Below are 18,067 nucleotides of genomic sequence, written 5' to 3'. Positions count from 1 at the left end.
TGCCTCCTTGCACTCCTCCCGCGTGTGCGGGACGGATGGTTATGTGGTCAGCTCGTTGGTCAGTCGCAGGTCCGCGACGGACCTGCCGGTACGCAGCCGGTAGACACCCGGCGGCGTGACCCAGTCCTTGGTCTGCGGGTCCCAGACCTGCAGCGCCCGGGCCGGGACGGGTACGCGGACGGTGGCGCTCCCCATGGCGGGGACGTCGGCGACCGCGAAGCCGCCGAGCCATCGCACGGGGCGGCTCGGGCCGCCGTCGGGCGCCTCGATGTACACCTGGACGACCTCACGGCCCGCGCGGCGGCCGGTGTTCCGGACCGTCACGTACACGGTCAGGGTCGCCGGGGAGTCGTGGGCCTCGCCCCGGGCGAGGACCGCGTCCTCGTAGTCCCAGGTGGTCCAGCCCAGACCGTGCCCGAACGGGGCGGCCGGAGCGGGGGCGTCCGCGCCGCCGTCGACCGTAGCCGCGAGCCTGCGTTCCCAGGCCCGGTAGCCGATGTCGGTGCCCTCGACGTAGTCGACGACCCCGTCGACCGGCCGCGCATGCGGCACCGGGACGTCCTCGAAGCGCGCGGGAAGGGTCCACGGCAGGCGTCCGGACGGCTCGGTGACGCCGGTCAGCACGTCGGCGAGCGCGGTGCCCGCCTCCTGCCCGGGCAGCCAGCCCCACAGCACGGTCGGTACGTCGGAGAGCCAGGGCAGCAGCACCGGCGCACCCGCGTTCACGATGACGACGGTGCGCGGGTTGGCCGCCACGACGCGGCGCACGAGCTCGTTCTGGTTGCCCGGCAGGTCCAGGTCGGGGCGGTCGTAGCCCTCGGACTCGACCTCGGCGGTGGTCCCGACGATCACGACGGCGACGTCGGCGGCCGCTGCGGCCGTCACCGCCCGGGCCAGCTCGTCCGCTACCGAGGGGCCGGGCAGCCGGTGCACCAGGGCGGCGCGCACGAAGTGCCCGTAGCCCACCGCGTGCACCACCTGGAGCGTCGCGTCGAGTACCGCGGTTCCGCTCGCCGTGACCAGCTCCGCGATCGGGTGGTTGTGCCCCGAGGAGAGCACTATGCCCTCGTCCACACGGGTGTCGCCCTCGGCCACGCGGGCGCCGTCGACCTGCACGCTGTGCACGCCGACCGTGCCGACGCCGAGCTCGTGCTCGCCCGCCTCGTCGAGGCGGACGCGCGCCCGCAGCCGGACGGCGTCGGCGTCGGGCCGGACGTCGTGGAGCCAGCCGGTCCACTCGTGGGCCGTGTACTCCTCGAGCGTGCCGCCGTCGGCGGCGAGCAGCTCGACGTGGAGGCCGGGCTCGCCCGTCGCCGGGTCGGTGCACCGGTCGACGTCGAGCTCCGGCGGGTTGTGCAGGGCGCGCGCGCCGGCCAGCAGCGTCACCTCTGAGCCCTGCGGCAGCGCGGCACGCAGCTCCTCGGCCGGGTACGTGAGGCGGTCGGGGTGCACGAACGACGAGCCGCCGCCCTGGAAGAACGGCTCGACGGCCGCAGGTCCGAGCAGCGCGACACGCAGCGGCCGGGCCGGGTCGTGCCCGAACGGAACCAGCCCGGCGTCGTCCTTGAGCACGACGACGGACCGCGCGGCGAGCTCGCGCAGGAGCTGCTCGGCCGGAGGCTCGCCGGTGGTCGCGGCGGCGAGGTGGATCGCGGCGTGGACACCGGCCGCGGCCGCACCCGTGCGGTCGCCCGCACCGTCGTCGGGCAGCGTGAGGCGCCCTGTGCGGTGGGCGAGCCGCAGCAGGCGCAGCACCTTGTCGTCGAGCTCGGACTCCGCGACCTCGCCGGAGCGGACGGCGTCGAGCAGGCCGTCGCCCCACGCGCCGTCGGGTCCGGGCATCTGCAGGTCGAGGCCACCGCGCACCGCGGGCGCGACCGACTGGGTGGCCACCCAGTCGCTGACGAACAGGCCGTCGTAGCCCCACTCCTCCTTGAGCAGGTCGACCACCAGCGGGCGGTGCTCGAGGAGCCTGGCGGAGACGCCGCCGGTGTCGGCACCGTTGTAGGCGCCCATCACCGACCACGGGCCGACGTCGCGCACGAGCCGCTCGAACGGCGCCAGGTAGGCCTCGCGGAGCGTGCGCTCGTCGAGGCGCGCGAGGTAGCGCGTGCGCTCGGTCTCGGAGTCGTTGGCGACGTAGTGCTTGACGCACATCCCGACGCCCAGCTCCTGCGCGGCGCCCACGAGCGCCACCGCGATCTCGGCGGTCAGGTGCGGGTCCTCGGAGTAGCACTCGAAGTGCCTGCCGCCCACCGGCGTGCGCTGCAGGTTCACCTGTGGCGCGAGCACGACGTCGACGCCGTGCCGCTTCGCCTCGGCGGCGAACAGTGCACCGGACCGGCGCGCCAGGTCCAGGTCCCAGGTGGCCGCGAGGGCGGACGGCGCGGGGAACATCGCCGACGTCCCGCCGCCCGGGCCGCGCACGCCGACCGGACCGTCGGACATCACGACCGGCTCCAGGCCGAGGCGTGGCACCGCGGTGGTCGCCCACATGGAGGCGCCCACGACGAGCGACACCTTCTCCTCGGCGGACAGCTCGTCGAGGAGGCGGAGCAGCTCGGGCTCCGGGGCGATGGGTCGCGTGGTGGTGACCCGCGTGGTGGCTGCCTGCATGGTGCTGGCCTGCCGGGTGATTGCCTGCCGGGTGATTGCCTGCGATGACAACGTGTGCTCCGTTCAGCGTCGGACGGCTGCCACGCATTCAACCACACTTACTTACTGGTTAGTAAGTCAGTTCACCCCGTATCGTATGGGCATGTCCGAAGCGACCGAGCAGGCTGCCCCGAAGACCAAGCGACCCACCCGTGCCCACCGGCGGGAGGAGATCCTCGCCGCGGCCACGCGGGTCTTCGGGTCCAAGGGCTATCACCAGGGCTCGCTGGTCGACGTCGCCGCGCAGGTAGGGATCACGCATGCCGGCGTGCTGCACCACTTCGGCAGCAAGGACAAGCTGCTGTGGGAGGTGCTCGAGTACCGCGACCGCGTGGACGTGCAGCACCTGGAGGGCAAGCACATCCCCGGCGGCATGGACCTGTTCCGGCACCTGGTCACCACCGCACGCCTGAACGCCGACCGGCGCGGCATAGTGCAGGCGTACGCGGTGCTCACCGGCGAGTCGGTGACCGACGGGCACCCGGCGTCGAGCTGGGTGGCCCACCGGTTCTCGGTGCTGCGCGGCGAGATCTCGCAGGCGGTCCTGGAGCTGGCCACGGAACGCGACGTACGGCTGCCCGACGGCGAGGCCGAGCGTGCGGCGGGCTCCGTCATCGCCCTGATGGACGGCCTTCAGCTGCAGTGGCTGCTCGACCCGGACGCCGTCGACCTCGCGGAGGCCACCCGGTTCGCCATCGAGTCGATACTGACGGCGACGCTTGGCAGCACCGTGGAGATCACGGGCTCGTGATCGGCAACGCCTGATCACGAGGTCTGATCACGGGGCCTGATCAAGAGCCCTTGAACCCCGGGGCTACCACTCGGTCTTGAGCCGCCGGTGCTCCTTCGTGCTGGGCGGCACGTCCATCTTCTGCAGCGTAAATCCCATGATGTCGCTGAACACCGGCGCCGCGACGTCGCCACCGAAGATCGAGCTCTTCGGGCTCTTGAGGAAGACGGCGACCGTGTACCGGGGGTCGTCCGCCGGGGCGACCCCGATGAACGACGCCATGATGGTCCAGCCGTTCCCCGCAGGCATCTGCGCGGTACCGGTCTTGCCCGCGATCCGGTAGCCGGGGATCTCGGCGTTGGTTCCGGTACCGCCGTCCTCGGTCACCGTCTCCATCATCCCGACGACCATGTCGGCGGTCCTCTCGGAGATGACGCGCTTCCCGGCCGCCCGCTCGGCGGGCGTCACCGTGCCGTCCGGGCTCGTCGAGCCCTCGAACAGGGTGGGGGTCATCCGCACCCCGCCGTTCGCCACCGTCGAGAAGACGCTGGTGGCCTGCATGGCGTTCACCGAAAGACCCTGACCGAACAGGACCGTGTACTGCGTGCGGCCGTCCCAGTCGGCCACGTCGTCGGGCGGCATGAAGCCCACCGACTCGCCGGGCAGGTTCAGGCCCGTCGGCTGGCCGAGACCGAACTTCTCCAGGTACTCCTGCCGCTCCTGGAGGGGGATCTTCTCGCCCGCCTGGACGGTCCCGGTGTTCGACGACTGCGCCAGGATCCCCGTCAGCGTGAGCCGCTGCACCGGGTGGTCGTGCGAGTCGTGGAAGGTCTGGCCGTTCGGCGCCGTGTACGTGTCCGGCACCGTGAACCTGCTCTCCGGGGTCCAGTGGCCGCCCTCCAGCGCTGCCGCCGTGGTGATCACCTTGCCCGTCGAGCCCGGGTCGAAGACGTCCTTCACCACACGCGAACCGTCCGCAACGGCCGCGGTCGAGCGGTCGTTCGGGTCCACCGCACCCGAGTCGGCGAGCGCCAGGATCTCGCCGGTACGGATGTCCTGCACGATGGCCATGCCGTACGCCGCGCCGGTACGTCGCTTGGCCTCGTCGACGGCGTCCTGCGCCTTCCACTGGATGTCGTGCACCAGCGTGAGCATGACGTCGCTGCCCGGGACCGCCGGGACCGACTCCTGCCCCGCCGCCGGGATCCGCAGGCCGTCGAGGCTGCGCTCGTAGGTGTCCGAGCCCGCGGTGCCGGCCAGCGTGTCGTCGTACGCCATCTCGATACCGCCCTGACCGGTCTGCTCGTCGTTCACGAAGCCGACCAGCGAGCCAGCGACCGTGCCCGACGGGTAGGTGCGCCGCGAGGTGAGGTCGGTCCGGACGTACGCGCGGACCTCCAGCGCGGCGATGGCACGCTGCACCTCCGGCACCACGTTCTTGGCGAGCACCTTGTAGCGGGACTTGCCCACGAGCTGGGCCGCCAGCTCGTTCTTGGGTATGTCCAGGATCGGCGAGAGCAGGTGCGCGATGCCGAGCGCGCCGTCCTCGACGCCGCGCGCCGCACCGCGGAACTCCTTGATCGCCACCGGGTCACCGACCACCGTGTAGCGGTCGACCGACGTCGCGAGCACCACGCCGTTGGCGTCCGTGATGTCACCACGGTGTGCCGGGGTGACGGCGGTCGCCGTGCGGGCCGCCTGCGCCTTCTCCGCGAGGCTCGGGCCCTCGATGAGCTGTACGTGGACCAGCCGGACCAGGAAGATCAGCACCACGAGCGCCGCGATGCCGACGAGCCAGCGCTGCCGCACCTCCGGCCGGCCCGGTCGGGGCGGCAGCGGGCGCGCCACCCGGGAGCGGGCGGGCGACTGGGCGGGACGCGCCGGGGCCGCGCTCCGGCCGGGCCCAGCGGGTGCCTGAAGTCCCAGCCGGGTGCTTGTCGCACGGGGCTGGGACTTCTTGGGCTGGGGCTTCTTCGGCTGGAGCTTGGGTCGGGCCTTGGCCTGAGGCTTGGGCTGAGGCTTCCTGACCTGGGGCTTGGGCTGAGGCTTCTTGGGCTGGGGCTTCGGCTGAGCCTTCTTGGGCTGAGGCGTGCCGGTCTGCGGCTTGCGGGGCTGCGCAGAACGGGGTTGCGCAGAACGGGACTGGGCAGCGCGCGGCTGTGTGGAACGCGGGCCGGCAGCGCGCCCCGTCGGGGTGCGCTGCCGGCCCGGGTCCGACGTCGGGCGGGTCACTGACCCGTTCCCTTCACCACCTTGCCAGTCTCGATGCTGACCATCGTCGGGTTCTCCGCCGGGATCATGCCGAGACTGCGGGCCTTGTCGTCCAGGTTCGTCTCGGCGGCGCTCAGGTCCTCCTGGAGGCCCTGCACGTCCTGAGCGGTCTGCGCGACCTCACCCTGCAGCTTGGACATCTCGTAGGAGCCACGCGCGAGCGTGGTGTTCAGGACCAGTACCGCCACGAGCGAACCGATCATCAGGGTCGCGCACAGCACGAGGAACGGCACGCGGCTCTTCGCGTGCAGCGGCGCGCGGACGGCGTCGAGGCGGCGGCCGCGCTGGCCGGCACCCCCCGAGATCGCGGTCAGGGGCGCTCTGCGGGTACGGGGCAGCTCGGCGGGGCGAGCGGCGCGGGCCGTCGCAGCGGTCGTGGCACTCATCGGCGGTCCTCCTTCGCGGTGTGGTGCTTGGTGGTGCGGTTCAGCAGGTGGTCAGGCGTAGGGCGCAGACGCCGGGCGGCGCGGAGCCGGACCGAGGCGGAACGCGGGTTGCGCTCCAGCTCCTCGGCGTCGGCTTCCTCCGCGCCCCGGGTGAGCGCCTCGAGGTAGGGCCGGTGCGTCTCCGGCTCCACGGGCAGCCCTGACGGGGCGGACGACGTGGTGCCCTGCGCGATGGCACGCTTGACGATCCGGTCCTCCAGGGACTGGTACGACTCCACGACGATCCGGCCGTCCACGGCGAGCGCCTCGATCGCGGCGGGCACGGCGCGCTCGAGCACCTCGAGCTCACCGTTCACCTCGATCCGAAGTGCCTGGAACGTGCGCTTGGCCGGGTGTCCGCCGGTCTTGCGCGTGGCCGCGGGGATGCTGGCCCGCAGCAGGTCGACGAGCTCAGCGCTGCGGTCCCACGGCCGCTCCGCCCGAAGCCTGACGATGCCCTTCGCGATCCGGCTCGCGAACCGCTCCTCGCCGTACTCCCGCAGGATCCGCGCGAGGTCGCGTTCGTCGTACGTGTTGAGCACGTCGGCCGCCGTCAGCTCCTGGGTGGAGTCCATGCGCATGTCGAGCGGCGCGTCCTGCGCGTACGCGAAGCCCCGCTCGGCCTCGTCGAGCTGCAGCGAGGACACCCCGAGGTCCATGAGCACACCCTGCACGGAGCCGCCGGCGTGCTCGGCGACGACCTCGCCGATCTCGTCGTAGACCGCGTGCACCGGCGTGAACCGGTCGCCGAAACGGGCCAGCCGCACACCCGCGAGGGCGAGCGCCTGAGGGTCCCGGTCGATGCCGATCACGCGGGCCGTCGGGATCTGGTCGAGGACCGCCTCGGTGTGACCGCCCATGCCGAGCGTGCAGTCCACGAGCACGGAGCCGGGCGCGGCGAGCGCCGGCGCGAGCAGGTCGACGCACCGCTGGAGCAGCACCGGGAGGTGGCGGTCGGCGGCGTCGCTGTTGGTACCTGGACGGTTGTCGGTCGCGTTCATCGGTGGCTCCTTTCCTGCGTCGTGCCCTGCCGTGGTGCTGAACCTGCGGACGTGCTGGACCTGCCGGGCCGAGCCGTCCGGTCAGGTCTCCCTCCGCACGGTTCCGGCGGCGGGGAAGTGCGCCGGATCCAGCGGGAGGAGGCCTGGCCGTACGGCCGCCTGCCTCGTCCTGCCCTAGAAGCCTGTCTAAAAGCTCAGACCGGGGAAGATCTCCTCGGCCTGATCGATGTAGTCGGGTTCGGTCTGCTCCTGATATGTCGACCAGGCCTGCGCGTCCCACACCTCCACGCGGCTCCCGACCCCGATCACGACCACTTCGCGATCCAGACCGGCGTACTCGCGCAGGTGTGACGGGATGGAGACCCGGCCCTGCTTGTCCGGTACTTCGTCGCTAGCTCCCGCGAGGAAGTTTCGCGTGTAGTCCCGTGCAGCCTTGCTCGTCACCGGCGCCTGCCGGATCTGGGTGTAGATCTGCTGAAACTCGTCCATCGGGAGAAGGAAGAGGCACCGCTCCTGCCCTTTGGTCATGACCAGACCGCTGGACAGACGCCCCCGGAACTTGGCGGGAAGGATCAACCGGCCCTTCTCGTCCAGCTTCGGGGTGTACGTACCGAGGAGCAGACCCAGACCCGCGAAATTTTCTGCCATCGCAGCCATGGGCCAACACCTCCTCTCGCTCCCGCACACTCCACGCTACTCCACTTTCCACCACACCACTCGGAAAAACGATGGGGAGAACTACCCACAGACCCTCAATGCGCAGGTCAAAGAGGTAAAGAGCGGGTGGAGTAAATTCGTGCCCGGCGCGGCGCGGAATGGCGGAGTAGTTGGCACCGGGCCGCGCTCCCACGCCGGTCACCAGCCCCGGCAGGGGGCCGATCCCGCCGGGCAAATCACCTTCTGGGACCTGTGAAGACTGCGTGATGCAGACAACTGAGTGCTTTACATCTCTACTACGCTGGACCAGCCGGGCAGCGCCAGCCGCCCCGGCTCCGAATCGGCGCGACCACGCGCCGAGAACCCCGGCCAGTAGCTCGGCCCTGATGGAGGTCTCCACCTGTGCACACGGAACCCGCCGCGCCCGGCCTCGCGGAAACTCACTACAGCGGCGGGGCCGCCCCGCAGGCGGCGCCCGGACCGGGTGCGCTCGACGAGCTGGTGGAAACCATGGCTCGCGTCCGCGGAGCCGTCGAGTCCGTCGTGACCGGCCGGCCAGGGCTGGCCGACATCACCCTCGCCGTCCTGCTGGCCGAAGGGCACCTGCTGGTCGAGGACGTACCCGGCGTCGGCAAGACGACGCTCGCCAAGGCGATCGCCCGCAGCATCGACTGCCACGTCGGCCGTATCCAGTTCACGCCCGACCTGCTGCCGAGCGACCTCACCGGCGTCAACATCTTCCGCACCGGCACCCACGAGTTCGAGTTCCGGCCCGGTCCGGTGTTCAGCAACATCGTGATCGGCGACGAGATCAACCGCGCCTCCCCCAAGACGCAGTCCGCGCTGCTGGAGTGCATGGAGGAGGGCCAGACCACCGTCGACGGCACCACCCACCAGCTGCCGCGGCCGTTCCTCGTCGTCGCCACGCAGAACCCCGTGGAGATGGAGGGCACCTACCCGCTGCCCGAGGCGCAGCGGGACCGCTTCATGGCGCGCATCACCGTCGGCTACCCCGACGTCGACGCCGAGATCCTCATGCTGGACAGGCAGGAGACCAGCACGCCGCTGTCCCACCTCCAGCCGGTGACGGACGGGCACTCGATGCTGCGGTTCTCCCAGCTCGCGCGGTCCCTGTACGCGTCGCCGTCGGTCAAGCGGTACGTGGTGGGCCTGGTCGGGGCCACGCGTGAACACCCGGGGCTGCGCCTCGGCGCGTCCCCGCGCGCCTCGCTCCAGCTGCTGCGCGCCGCCAAGGCGATCGCCGCCATGGCGGGCCGCGACCACGTGCTGCCCGACGACGTCCAGCGGCTCGCCCGGCCGGTCCTGGCGCACCGCCTCATCCTCACCACCGAGGCCCGCCTCAGCGGTGTGACCCCCGAGACGCTCGTGGACGAGCTGGTGCAGCGCACGCCGGTGCCTGCCCTCGGGCCCGCCGACCGGCGCAAGTTCTGAGCGGCCAGGGCGACAAGCGCATGAGGTGGCGTGACACGCTCGTCCGGATCAGCAGGGTCAGGCTGACCCCGCGGGGCATCGGAGCGGCCTGCATGGGTGGTGCGATGGTGCCGCTCGGCCTGGTGCTCACCCTGCCCGACCTCGTCGGGCTGGGCGCGGCCGCGCTGCTCGCCGTCGCGGTGGCCTGGGTGGCCATCGGGACCCAGCGGCTCGAGTCCGGGCGCGGCGCCCTGCACGTGACCCGTGCGGTGGCCCCGAACCCGGTGGTCCGCGACCGGACCGCAGAGGTGAACCTGCTGGTCGCCGCGCACCACGCCAGCGGTGCCGCGTACGAACGGCTGTCCCGGCTCCGGCTGTCCGAGCAGGCGGCGCACGAGCTCGCCGGCCACCAGGGCATCCGCGCCCGGGTGTCGGCCCGCGCCGACCGGATCGCCGTGCACTACTCGCTCACGCCGACGCGGCGCGGGCGCTGGTCGCTCGGCCCGCTGCTGACCACCCGGACCGACGTGTTCGGTCTGGTCCGCGCCACCCAGCCGCTGGGCGCCGCGACGCACGTGCCCGTCTGGCCGCGCACCGTCGAGCTCGCCGTCCGCACTCGATCCGTCGGCGACATCGACCACTCGGCCACCGGTGCGCGGCTCCAGTCCTCCGACGACTCCGTGCTGCGCGAGTACGTGGCGGGCGACGACCCGCGCCGTGTCCACTGGGCGAGCGCCGCACGGCGCGGCCAGCTCATGGTCCGCGCCGACGAGAGCGCCGGCGTGCGCCCGGTGACGGTCCTGCTCGACCGCTCGCTGCTGCCGCACTGGCAGGAGGCAGGGAGCCCGCGCCGTCCCGCGGCGGTGGACGACGGCGAGTGGGCCGTTGAGCTCGCCGCCTCGATCGCCACGTCGTTCCTCGACGCCGGGCACCCGACCCGCCTGCTCACCACCGCCGTCGCCCCGAGCCTGGAGGGCGAGCGGTTCGCGACGACCCGGGCGAGCCGGTCGGCGCTGCTCGACGCCTGCGTGGACATCCGCGGGCACCGCGGGTCGGCCGAGGGCAATCACGCGACCGGCACCACCGCGCGTGCGCTCCGGCTCGCCAGGACTCCCGGCGAGATAGTCATAGCAGTGCTCGGCCCGCACGACCCCGACGCCCGCCACAACCTCGCCGCCCTGGGCGCCGAGGGCACGTGCTGGGCGATCCTGGTCACGCCGCGGGGAGCCGGGTTCCAGCACGAGATGGACGAGACCGCTGCCGAGCTGAGCGCGTCCGGCTGGCAGGTCAGCACGTCAGAGGCCCGGACCGACCCGGAACGCGCCTGGGCCCTGCTCGCGGAGCGTGCACGGTGATCCCCGCACACCGCGGACCGCTCGTCCGCACGGTCGCCTCAGGCGTCCTGGTCGCCATCGCCGTCATCACGTCGATGCACGCGCTCACTCTTGTCATCGACCCCGGTCCGTGGCTCACGACCGGCACCACCGGCGTCATCCTCGTGTCCGCGACCAGCTGTCTGGTGCGTTACCTGCTGCTCCGGGCCGCCGTCGACCGGGCAGCGGCTCGCCGCGCCGCAGGCCAGGGCCTGAGTGCCGACCGGGCCGCCGACCGCGCGTCGGGCAACGCCTCGTTCGTCGCGACGGCGGCCGGCGTGCTGGTCGCCTGCTGGTTCGTGCTGGCCCGTTACGGCGGCCCCGGCCAGCGCTTCGAGCCGTTCGTGGGACCGGACGCCCTGGACCAGGTCATCGAGCGGTTCCGGCAGGCCACCGAGACCATGAGCACGCAGGTGGCTCCGGTCGGCCCTGGTGAGGCCATCAGCATGGTCGCCGTGGGTGGCACGCTGCTGGTGCTGCTCGTGGTGGACTCGCTCGCCGGTGCTCGCATGCCCGGCTTCGCCGGCGTGCCCCTGCTGCTCCTGTGGACCCCGCCTCTCACGCTGATCGGCGAGGTGCCGTGGCAGGTCTTCGTCATCAGTGTCACCGCGATGCTCCTGCTGCTGACCGTCGACCCGGTGGGCGTGACGCCCGGCCGGCACAGCGAGTCCGACTCCGCGGCGGTCCGCCGCGCGCAGCGGTTCCGCTCGTGGATCACCGCGGCCACGGCCGCGGCGGTCGCGGCGGCGTCGCTCGGCGTCGCCACGGGCATGGCCGCGCTGCCCGCGCTGGCCGGCACGTGGAGCCAGCTCATCTCCACGCCGTCCGACACGGTGGAGCTCTCGTCGACGCTCGACATGCGCCAGCCCCTGGGCGCTCGCTCCCAGGGCACCGTGCTCACGTACACGCTGGCGGGCGACGAACCCGCCGGCCCGCTGCGGGTCATGACCCTCACGGCCTTCGACGGCGTCCAGACCCACCGCTCGGTGCCCGACGGCGGGCTTGCCGAGTTCGACTCGTCCACCGTCCTGGCGCCCCCGGGCGAGGGAGGCGTCGGCGAACGTCGCAGGATGGACATCCAGATCGGTCAGCTCACCGGCGCCGAGCTCCCGCTGCCGCTCGAGCCCCGCACCGTCGACGTCAGCGGCGAGTGGGCCTACGACGGGATCCGGGACGAGGTACGCGGTCCGGGTGGCACCGAACGCGCCGCCACGTACGGCGTCGAGATCATCGACCGGCAGCTGACGCCGGAGGTGCTCCGCGCCGCGCCGATGTCCGGCGACCCCCGGTCGTCCGGCTACGTCTCGGTGCCCGAGACCGCGCACCAGGCCGAGATCGCCGAGTACGCCCGTCGGATCGCCGGTGACGCGCCCACCCGGTTCGACGCGGCGGTCGCGCTGCAGAACCACCTGCGGTCGGGCTCCGGGTTCGTGTACAACCCGGACGCGGACTACCAGGACTCGTCCGACACCGTCTGGGACTTCCTGCAGAACAAGGAGGGGTACTGCACGCAGTACGCCCTGTCCATGATGGTGATGGCGCGCAGCCTCGACATCCCCGCGCGGATCGGCATCGGCTGGCTGCCCGGCCGGCCCGACGGCGGCGGCGGCTACCGGGTCACCGGCCAGGACTCGCACGCCTGGCCGGAGATCTACTTCCCGTCCGTCGGGTGGGTCCGGTTCGAGCCGACGCCCCAGGTCCAGACGGGCCCGCTGCCCGCGTACGCCAACCCGGGTATCGGGAGCGCCCCCAGCGCCTCGCCCACGTCCCCGCAGGGCGCCGATGTACCGACGCAGCAGCCGACCCAGAACCCCGAGCAGTCGAACCCGGCTGCCACGGCGGGCGGGTCGTCCGGCAACGGCGTCTCCGACCAGACGCTTCCCGGCTGGGCCTGGGTGGTCGCGGTGATCATCGCGCTCGGCGTGCTCGGCGGTGCCGCATGGCTGCTGCTGCGCCGGCGTGCCGAGGTGGAGGTGCTCGATCCCGAACGCGCCTGGTCACGTGTCCTGGCGCTGCTCGCGGAGCAGGACGTGCGGCTCGGCCCGTCAGTCACCCTGCGCAGGGCTCCGGCCTTCATCGCGGACGAGGTGCGCACCCGGACCGGCACACCCCTGCCCGACGACGTCGCGGAGCGGCTCACCGCGCTGGCCGACGCCGCGGAGGAGGAGCGTTACGCCCGCTCCTCGACACCGCCCTCCGCCGAGGAGCTCGAGGAGCTGACGACGGCGATTACGACGGACCTGACACAGGCCCTGACCAGCAAGCCCTGACCAACCCGTTGAGTGCTGGGTATTTGCGCCTTCCAGGCCTTGGAAAGCACAAATACCCAGCACTCAACGGGTTTTTGGGGCGGGTATGACAGGAGCCGGGCCCCTGGGGGCCCGGCTCCTGTCATGTGGCCGTGTCAGGCACGTAGTGCTGTGCCTGACACGCACATGGGTCGGTGGTCCGGTGACGGACCACCGACGTTTGTCGGTCGGCTAGCGACCACCCTCGTTGCGCCGGTTCTCCCAGCGCTCTTCAAGCCGGGCCAGGAAGCCGCCTGAGCGGCTACCACCGTGCCGCGTGCGGGGCTTGTGTGCTCCCCCGTGCGGTGGCTGGACCGTGCCGTCGTCAGCAACGACACCGACCGGACCGTCCTGCTGCTTCTTGCGCGGTCCGAGGAACGCGAAGACCACGCCTGCGAACATCAGCACGAAGCCGATGGCGCCGAGCCAGGTCTGTGACGTTGCCGCACCTACGACAAGAAGAAGCAGACCGACGACAACGCCGGCCCCGGACAGCACATAGCGCAGCGCGTTACCCCGACCTGTGGACTGAAGCGTATTTGCAAGCCGCGGGTCGTCTGACGTCAGAGCACGCTCCATCTGCTCCAGCACCCGCTGCTCGTACTCGGACAGAGGCATCGAGACCCCCGGATCTCGCAAAGGAACAGTGTCCCTTCCAGGATAGGACGACCCGGCCGTCGTTGGTAGTCGACATCCCGGGCATACCAGCGACTATAGGGGCAGATCAGTAACGATGCGCGCCGTTCTTGTGATGTACACCCAGGTCGATCGCTGTTTTCCCAAACTTTTCGCGCACAGCGTCGAGCGCAAGTTCAGCCTCTCGCTGGGCTCCCAAGCGCGGATCGACCGCTTCCTCGAGCGTCGGCTGCTGCGTGGACCCGTCTCTTTGCTGGAGATTTTCACCCCGTACACCGACCAGCCGCACCGGCAGCCCGCCCAGATCGACCCCCGCGACAAGCTCCCGAGCGACCAGGTAGATGTCCCGCGCGACGTCAGTGGGCCCCTCCAGTGTTCGCGATCGGGTGAACGTGGCGAAGTCGCTGGACCGGACCTTCACGGACACCGTGCGCGCCATGACGCCCTGGTGCCGCATACGGGCGGCGACCCGGTCGGACAGCTCGAGCACCCGCCGGCTGACCGCCACGGTGTCGTCCTGGTCAGTGCCGAAGGTGGTCTCGGCCCCGATGCTGTGCTCCCGGTGCTCCGGCACGACGGGACGGGGGTCGCGGCCCCACGACAGGTCGTGCAGGTGCGCACCGCTCACCCGCCCGACGGCGGTCTGCAGGCTCGCCAGGTCCGTGTGCGCCAGCTCCTCGACCGTGGTGATGCCCCACGCGGCGAGGGCCTTCTCGGTCTTCTCGCCGACACCCCAGAGGGCGCCGACCGGCAGCGTGTGCAGGAAGTCCACAGTGGCCTGGACGGGCACGAGCATCAGCCCGTCGGGTTTGGAGTGCGTCGAGGCCAGCTTCGCCACGAACTTGTTCCGCGCGATGCCCACCGACGCCGTCAGGCCGTGCTCGGCCTGGATGCGACGGCGCAGCGCGGCCCCGATCACCGTGGGCGGGCCGAGCCGCCGCCGGGCACCGCTCACGTCGAGGAATGCCTCGTCCACGCTGACCTGCTCGACGAGCGGGGTGACCTCCTGGAGGATGCCCATGACCGACCGGGACACGTCGTGGTACAGGGTGTGGTCGGGCTTGATCACGGTGGCCTGCGGACACAGCAGGCGGGCACGTGTCATCGGCATCGCGGACCGCACACCGTACGCGCGGGCCTCGTAGGTCGCCGCCAGCACGACCCCGCGGTCCTGCCCCCCGACGATCACCGGCCGCCCACGCAGCTCCGGCCGGCGAGCCAGCTCGCACGACGCGAAGAACGCGTCCATGTCCAGGTGCAGCACCGAGCAGCCGGACTCGTCCGATCCCCAGTTGCGTCTCGCTGCCGCTGACCGCGGCCCCTTGCTCACGAACGTGCTCCGTTCTTGCTGTTGCTCAGTGCTCCGGGAATCGCTCCGGGCATCCACCAGGCAGGACGCGCCCGCCCGGCCGTACGTGCGCCTGCTACGACGCCTCGGGCACCAGGGTCAGGCGCTGCGCGGAGAACCCGGCGTGCGGGTCGACGAGCATCGCCACCTCGTCCCGGAAGTCCTCGGCGCACGCGAGCAGCTCGTCGGCCCGGGCAGGCTCCACCTGCTCCGGGCGGCCCGCGTCGACGGCAGCCCGCAGGGGCGCCCCCGCCGCGAAATAGCCGGACCAGGCCGCCAGCTCCGGCTCGGCGTGCGCGAGCATGTCCCACACCGTCCGCGCGCCGGAACGCGCCGACGGTCGCCCGCGGAGCGCCACGACAGCGGCCGCCGAGCGGATCGCCGCGAGGTGCGCGTGGACGAACCGGTCCCCCGGATCGGCCGAACGCGCCGCCTCGGCCAGCTCCGCGTCCGCCTTGCGCAGCAGAGCGCTGACGCCTGGCGGGACCGGCACGAGCATCCGCGCGGACACGACGTCCCGCGCGCTCTGAGAGTGCATGGTGCCCATCTCGAACCTCCGATCGAACCCCTTGTGCGACACTATCGAACATACGTTCTATTCTGTCAAGCGAGGCGCTGAGCCGGGAGAGACTGTCCTCATGGCCCGCCGCTCCGCCCGACGCAGCCCATCCTCCTCCGCACCACTGACACTCACCGCCGAGCTGCCCGTCGGCCCCGTGCCGATCAGCACCGGCACCGCGGAGGTGGTTCGCGACCCCGACTTCCCGCAGCGGGTGACGCTGCACGTCAACGGCGTGCCGAGCTCCAGCCTCGACCTGTCGGACCCGGGATTCCTCGACTTCGAGTACATGCAGCAGATGGCCGCCTTCGTCGCCCTGCTGCCGCCGGGACCGCTCAAGGTGCTGCACCTCGGCGCCGCCGGCAGCGCGTTCGCCAGGCATGTGGAGCACGAACGGCCGGGCTCCCGCCAGCTCGGCGTCGACCTCGACGCCCGGCTCCTCGAGCTCGTCCGCGAGTGGTTCGCCCTGCCGCGCTCACCCCTGCTGCGCCTGCGCGCCGACGACGCCGGGCGGGCACTCGCGTCCGCCCGCGACGAGTCCTACGACGTGGTGGTCCGCGACGTCTTCGCCGGGGACCGCACGCCAGCCCACCTCGTGGGCACCGGGTTCGCCGCCGAGGCGCACCGCGTGCTCCGCCCGGGCGGCGTCCTGCTGGTCAACTGCGCCGACAAGCCGCCACTGACCACCGCCCGCCGCGAGGTCGCGAGCCTCGCCCAGGCCTTCGGGCCGGACGCCGCCTCCTCGGGCCGGCTCGCCGCCGTCGCCGAGCCCGCGATCCTCAAGGGCCGCCGCTACGGCAACCTGGTCCTCGCCGCCGTCCGGGAGCTGCCGAAAAGCCCTCCGCCGCCCCGGCACGACCCGACCGGCCACGACACCGTCCGCCGCGACGGAGAGCCGCACAACGCCCCTCAGGGCGCCGCAGAGGCCCGCGCGGGGCACGACGACGACGTAGTGCGGCCGGACCTGCGTGAGGCCCGCCTGGGGCGTGCCCTGCGCACGCTCGCGGTGCCGGCGACCCTGCTCGTGGGCGACGACGCCACCGCGTTCGCCGGCACGGCGGCACCGCTGGAGACCGCCGCACCCTGATCTGGACGCCTGACCCGGGCCCGGACCCGGAAGCGGGCCCGGACGCGAAAAGGCCGCCACCCCGAGGGGTGGCGGCCTTTCACAGATACCTCAGAGCAGAACTACTGCTTCCGCCTGCGGACCCTTGGGACCCTGCGTGATCTCGAACTCGACCCGCTGGGCCTCCTCGAGAGACCGGTACCCGTTGGACTGGATCGCGGAGTAGTGGACAAAGACGTCGGCGCCGCCGCCGTCCTGGGCGATGAACCCGAAGCCCTTTTCCGCGTTGAACCACTTCACAGAACCCTGCGCCATGCTGTCCTAAGACCTTCCGTCCGGGATACGGCGGCGGACCCGATGCCCACCCCCGTTGCCGCAATGCTTTCCCCGCTTGCTCACGACACGCCGGACGTGGCTTTGGTACGTCACTGCAACGTGCGCCAGTGTGGCACGGACACATCAGATGTGCCATGGAACAGGCACAATTCTCCCGCAGCTATGACTTACCGGGCTCCGGATCTCCTGTTCGAACCAAGCCGGTGTGCGCCTCAGCCTCCGGCTCTGGCGACCGCTGTGCGGCTCAGACCTGCGGTTCCGCGCGGGGCACGCGCTCTCTTGCTCGCCGCGCACCCCACGCGGGATTCCCGGCTCAGTCGCCGTTCTGCTGTGCGAGGAACCGCTCGAACTCCGCGCCGAGCTCCTCCGCGCTGGGGATCGGGGTGGTCTCCGCGAGGAGGCTCGGGCGACCCACCGAACGCGCGAAGGCGTCGTACTGCTCCTCCAGCGCCTTCACCACCGCCGCGATCTCTGCCGAGTCGGCGACCTGCTTCTCGACCTCGATCTTCGCGTCGGTGGCTGCCTCTTCCAGCTTGGGGATCGCCAGGTCGAGACCGGTGGCCCGCTCCGTGTGGTGCAGCGCCACCACGGTCGCCGGCGGGTACTGCGCCTGGGAGAGGTAGTGCGGCACGTGGACCGTGAAGCCCATCGCGTCGTGCCCCGCCTCACCGAGCCGGTACTCCAGCAGCGCGGCCAGGGAGCCCGGCACCTTCACGCTGCCGAACCACGACGTGTAGTCGTCGACGAGGGCGGGCCGCGTCGCGTGCGCGGTCAGGGACAGCGGGCGCGTGTGGGGCAGACCCATCGGGATGCCCTGGATGCCGATGACGAGACTGACCCCGAAGCGCTCGACCAGCTGGATCACGCCGGCCACCACGCGCTCCCACTGCAGGTCCGGCTCGGCTCCGTGCATCAGCAGGAAGCCGGTGCCCTCGGCGTCGGTCACGTGGTCGATCGCGAGGTAGGGCGCCTGGTAGTCCGACCAGCGGTCGGAGTCGAAGGTCATGGTGGCCCGCTTGGAGCGGTAGTCGAGCAGCTGGTCGACGTCGAACGTCACCAGGCGCTCGACGCGGAACTCGTCGACGAGGTGCTCCACGGCGATGTCGCCCGCGCTGCCTGCGTCGACGAACCCGCGTACCGCGTGCAGCAGAACAGGTCCGTCGGTGCTTCCGGGCACGCTGCGACCCAGCGTGCGCTCGACCGCTGCTTCGTCGACGTCGTAGATGCCCTGGGGGTCAAGCACGTGCGCTCCCTCGCTCGTCGGAGTGGTTCGGCGATCACCCGGTATGAC

15 protein-coding genes are annotated in these 18,067 nt (G+C 71.9%); 5 read left to right on the top strand and 10 right to left on the bottom strand.

Annotated elements, in window-relative coordinates:
- Positions 1–39: 39 nt before the first annotated feature.
- Positions 40–2,667 (bottom strand): glycoside hydrolase family 3 C-terminal domain-containing protein, encoded by a 2,628-nt coding sequence (locus AB0F70_RS08640; protein WP_357446196.1) that lies wholly within the window; start codon positions 2,665–2,667, stop codon positions 40–42.
- Positions 2,668–2,758: 91 nt separating this feature from the next.
- Between AB0F70_RS08640 and AB0F70_RS08635 the strand changes: the two genes are divergently transcribed.
- On the top strand, positions 2,759–3,406 hold the full coding sequence (locus AB0F70_RS08635) for a TetR/AcrR family transcriptional regulator (RefSeq protein ID WP_357446193.1): 648 nt from the start codon (positions 2,759–2,761) through the stop codon (positions 3,404–3,406).
- Between the two features lie 63 nt (positions 3,407–3,469).
- Here AB0F70_RS08635 and AB0F70_RS08630 read toward each other — a convergent pair whose 3' ends face one another.
- The 4 genes from AB0F70_RS08630 to mraZ all read right to left on the bottom strand — a co-directional run bounded on the left by AB0F70_RS08630 (position 3,470) and on the right by mraZ (position 7,739).
- A complete protein-coding gene (locus AB0F70_RS08630; protein ID WP_357446190.1) occupies positions 3,470–5,617 on the bottom strand; it encodes a penicillin-binding transpeptidase domain-containing protein in 2,148 nt (715 codons plus the stop codon).
- Positions 5,614–6,042 (bottom strand): hypothetical protein, encoded by a 429-nt coding sequence (locus AB0F70_RS08625; protein ID WP_357446187.1) that lies wholly within the window; start codon positions 6,040–6,042, stop codon positions 5,614–5,616. The genes AB0F70_RS08630 and AB0F70_RS08625 overlap by 4 nt, the downstream gene beginning before the upstream one ends.
- Positions 6,039–7,082: a 16S rRNA (cytosine(1402)-N(4))-methyltransferase RsmH gene (gene rsmH / locus AB0F70_RS08620; RefSeq protein WP_357446184.1), complete on the bottom strand. Its 1,044-nt coding sequence runs from the start codon at positions 7,080–7,082 to the stop codon at positions 6,039–6,041. The genes AB0F70_RS08625 and rsmH overlap by 4 nt, the downstream gene beginning before the upstream one ends.
- 186 nt (positions 7,083–7,268) lie before the next feature.
- A complete protein-coding gene (gene mraZ, locus AB0F70_RS08615) occupies positions 7,269–7,739 on the bottom strand; it encodes a division/cell wall cluster transcriptional repressor MraZ (protein WP_116674600.1) in 471 nt (156 codons plus the stop codon).
- A gap of 402 nt (positions 7,740–8,141) precedes the next feature.
- Here mraZ and AB0F70_RS08610 point away from each other — a divergent pair, with 402 nt between their 5' ends.
- The 3 genes from AB0F70_RS08610 to AB0F70_RS08600 are packed head-to-tail and all read left to right on the top strand — an operon-like array spanning position 8,142 to position 12,813.
- Positions 8,142–9,191, top strand: a complete 1,050-nt coding sequence (locus tag AB0F70_RS08610; RefSeq protein WP_357446180.1) for a MoxR family ATPase — start codon at positions 8,142–8,144, stop codon at positions 9,189–9,191.
- A gap of 20 nt (positions 9,192–9,211) precedes the next feature.
- The gene (locus tag AB0F70_RS08605) at positions 9,212–10,525 is read left to right on the top strand and encodes a DUF58 domain-containing protein (RefSeq protein ID WP_357446178.1); all 1,314 of its coding nucleotides are present in this window, start codon (positions 9,212–9,214) and stop codon (positions 10,523–10,525) included.
- Positions 10,522–12,813 (top strand): transglutaminase domain-containing protein, encoded by a 2,292-nt coding sequence (locus AB0F70_RS08600; RefSeq protein WP_357446175.1) that lies wholly within the window; start codon positions 10,522–10,524, stop codon positions 12,811–12,813. Before AB0F70_RS08605 ends, AB0F70_RS08600 begins: the two co-directional genes overlap by 4 nt.
- Before the next feature lie 210 nt (positions 12,814–13,023).
- On the opposite strand, the gene AB0F70_RS08595 is transcribed toward AB0F70_RS08600, so the two are convergent.
- From AB0F70_RS08595 to AB0F70_RS08585, 3 genes are all read right to left on the bottom strand, one after another.
- A complete protein-coding gene (locus AB0F70_RS08595; protein WP_357446172.1) occupies positions 13,024–13,449 on the bottom strand; it encodes a DUF3040 domain-containing protein in 426 nt (141 codons plus the stop codon).
- Between the two features lie 106 nt (positions 13,450–13,555).
- Positions 13,556–14,797, bottom strand: coding sequence for a DNA polymerase IV (locus tag AB0F70_RS08590; protein WP_357446169.1), 1,242 nt, complete (start codon positions 14,795–14,797; stop codon positions 13,556–13,558).
- Positions 14,798–14,891: 94 nt separating this feature from the next.
- A complete protein-coding gene (locus AB0F70_RS08585; RefSeq protein WP_357446166.1) occupies positions 14,892–15,353 on the bottom strand; it encodes an SAV_6107 family HEPN domain-containing protein in 462 nt (153 codons plus the stop codon).
- A 100-nt stretch (positions 15,354–15,453) separates the two neighbouring features.
- On the opposite strand from AB0F70_RS08585, the gene AB0F70_RS08580 reads away from it, so the two are divergent.
- The gene (locus AB0F70_RS08580; protein ID WP_357446163.1) at positions 15,454–16,461 is read left to right on the top strand and encodes a fused MFS/spermidine synthase; all 1,008 of its coding nucleotides are present in this window, start codon (positions 15,454–15,456) and stop codon (positions 16,459–16,461) included.
- A 90-nt stretch (positions 16,462–16,551) separates the two neighbouring features.
- Here the strand turns inward: AB0F70_RS08580 and AB0F70_RS08575 are convergent, their stop codons facing one another.
- Entirely contained in the window at positions 16,552–16,755 is a 204-nt protein-coding gene (locus AB0F70_RS08575; protein WP_357446160.1) for a cold-shock protein, read from the bottom strand.
- A 334-nt stretch (positions 16,756–17,089) separates the two neighbouring features.
- Positions 17,090–18,019: a PAC2 family protein gene (locus tag AB0F70_RS08570; protein ID WP_357446157.1), complete on the bottom strand. Its 930-nt coding sequence runs from the start codon at positions 18,017–18,019 to the stop codon at positions 17,090–17,092.
- Positions 18,020–18,067: the final 48 nt, after the last annotated feature.

It is taken from the genome of Promicromonospora sp. NPDC023805 (assembly GCF_040639635.1).
In the GTDB taxonomy this organism is placed as follows: Bacteria; Actinomycetota; Actinomycetes; order Actinomycetales; family Cellulomonadaceae; genus Promicromonospora.
The sequence above is the reverse complement of the archived record's forward strand: the minus strand, read 5'-3'. Positions and strand labels throughout refer to the sequence as shown.

Coding starts and splice junctions, on each gene's coding strand:
- AB0F70_RS08595 (WP_357446172.1), bottom strand. CDS start 13,449: ATGCCTCTGTCCGAGTACGAGCAGCGGGTGCTGGAGCAGATGGAGCGT.
- AB0F70_RS08635 (WP_357446193.1), top strand. CDS start 2,759: ATGTCCGAAGCGACCGAGCAGGCTGCCCCGAAGACCAAGCGACCCACC.
- AB0F70_RS08605 (WP_357446178.1), top strand. CDS start 9,212: ATGAGGTGGCGTGACACGCTCGTCCGGATCAGCAGGGTCAGGCTGACC.
- AB0F70_RS08580 (WP_357446163.1), top strand. CDS start 15,454: ATGGCCCGCCGCTCCGCCCGACGCAGCCCATCCTCCTCCGCACCACTG.
- AB0F70_RS08625 (WP_357446187.1), bottom strand. CDS start 6,042: ATGAGTGCCACGACCGCTGCGACGGCCCGCGCCGCTCGCCCCGCCGAG.
- AB0F70_RS08585 (WP_357446166.1), bottom strand. CDS start 15,353: ATGCACTCTCAGAGCGCGCGGGACGTCGTGTCCGCGCGGATGCTCGTG.
- AB0F70_RS08575 (WP_357446160.1), bottom strand. CDS start 16,755: ATGGCGCAGGGTTCTGTGAAGTGGTTCAACGCGGAAAAGGGCTTCGGG.
- mraZ (WP_116674600.1), bottom strand. CDS start 7,739: ATGGCTGCGATGGCAGAAAATTTCGCGGGTCTGGGTCTGCTCCTCGGT.
- rsmH (WP_357446184.1), bottom strand. CDS start 7,082: ATGAACGCGACCGACAACCGTCCAGGTACCAACAGCGACGCCGCCGAC.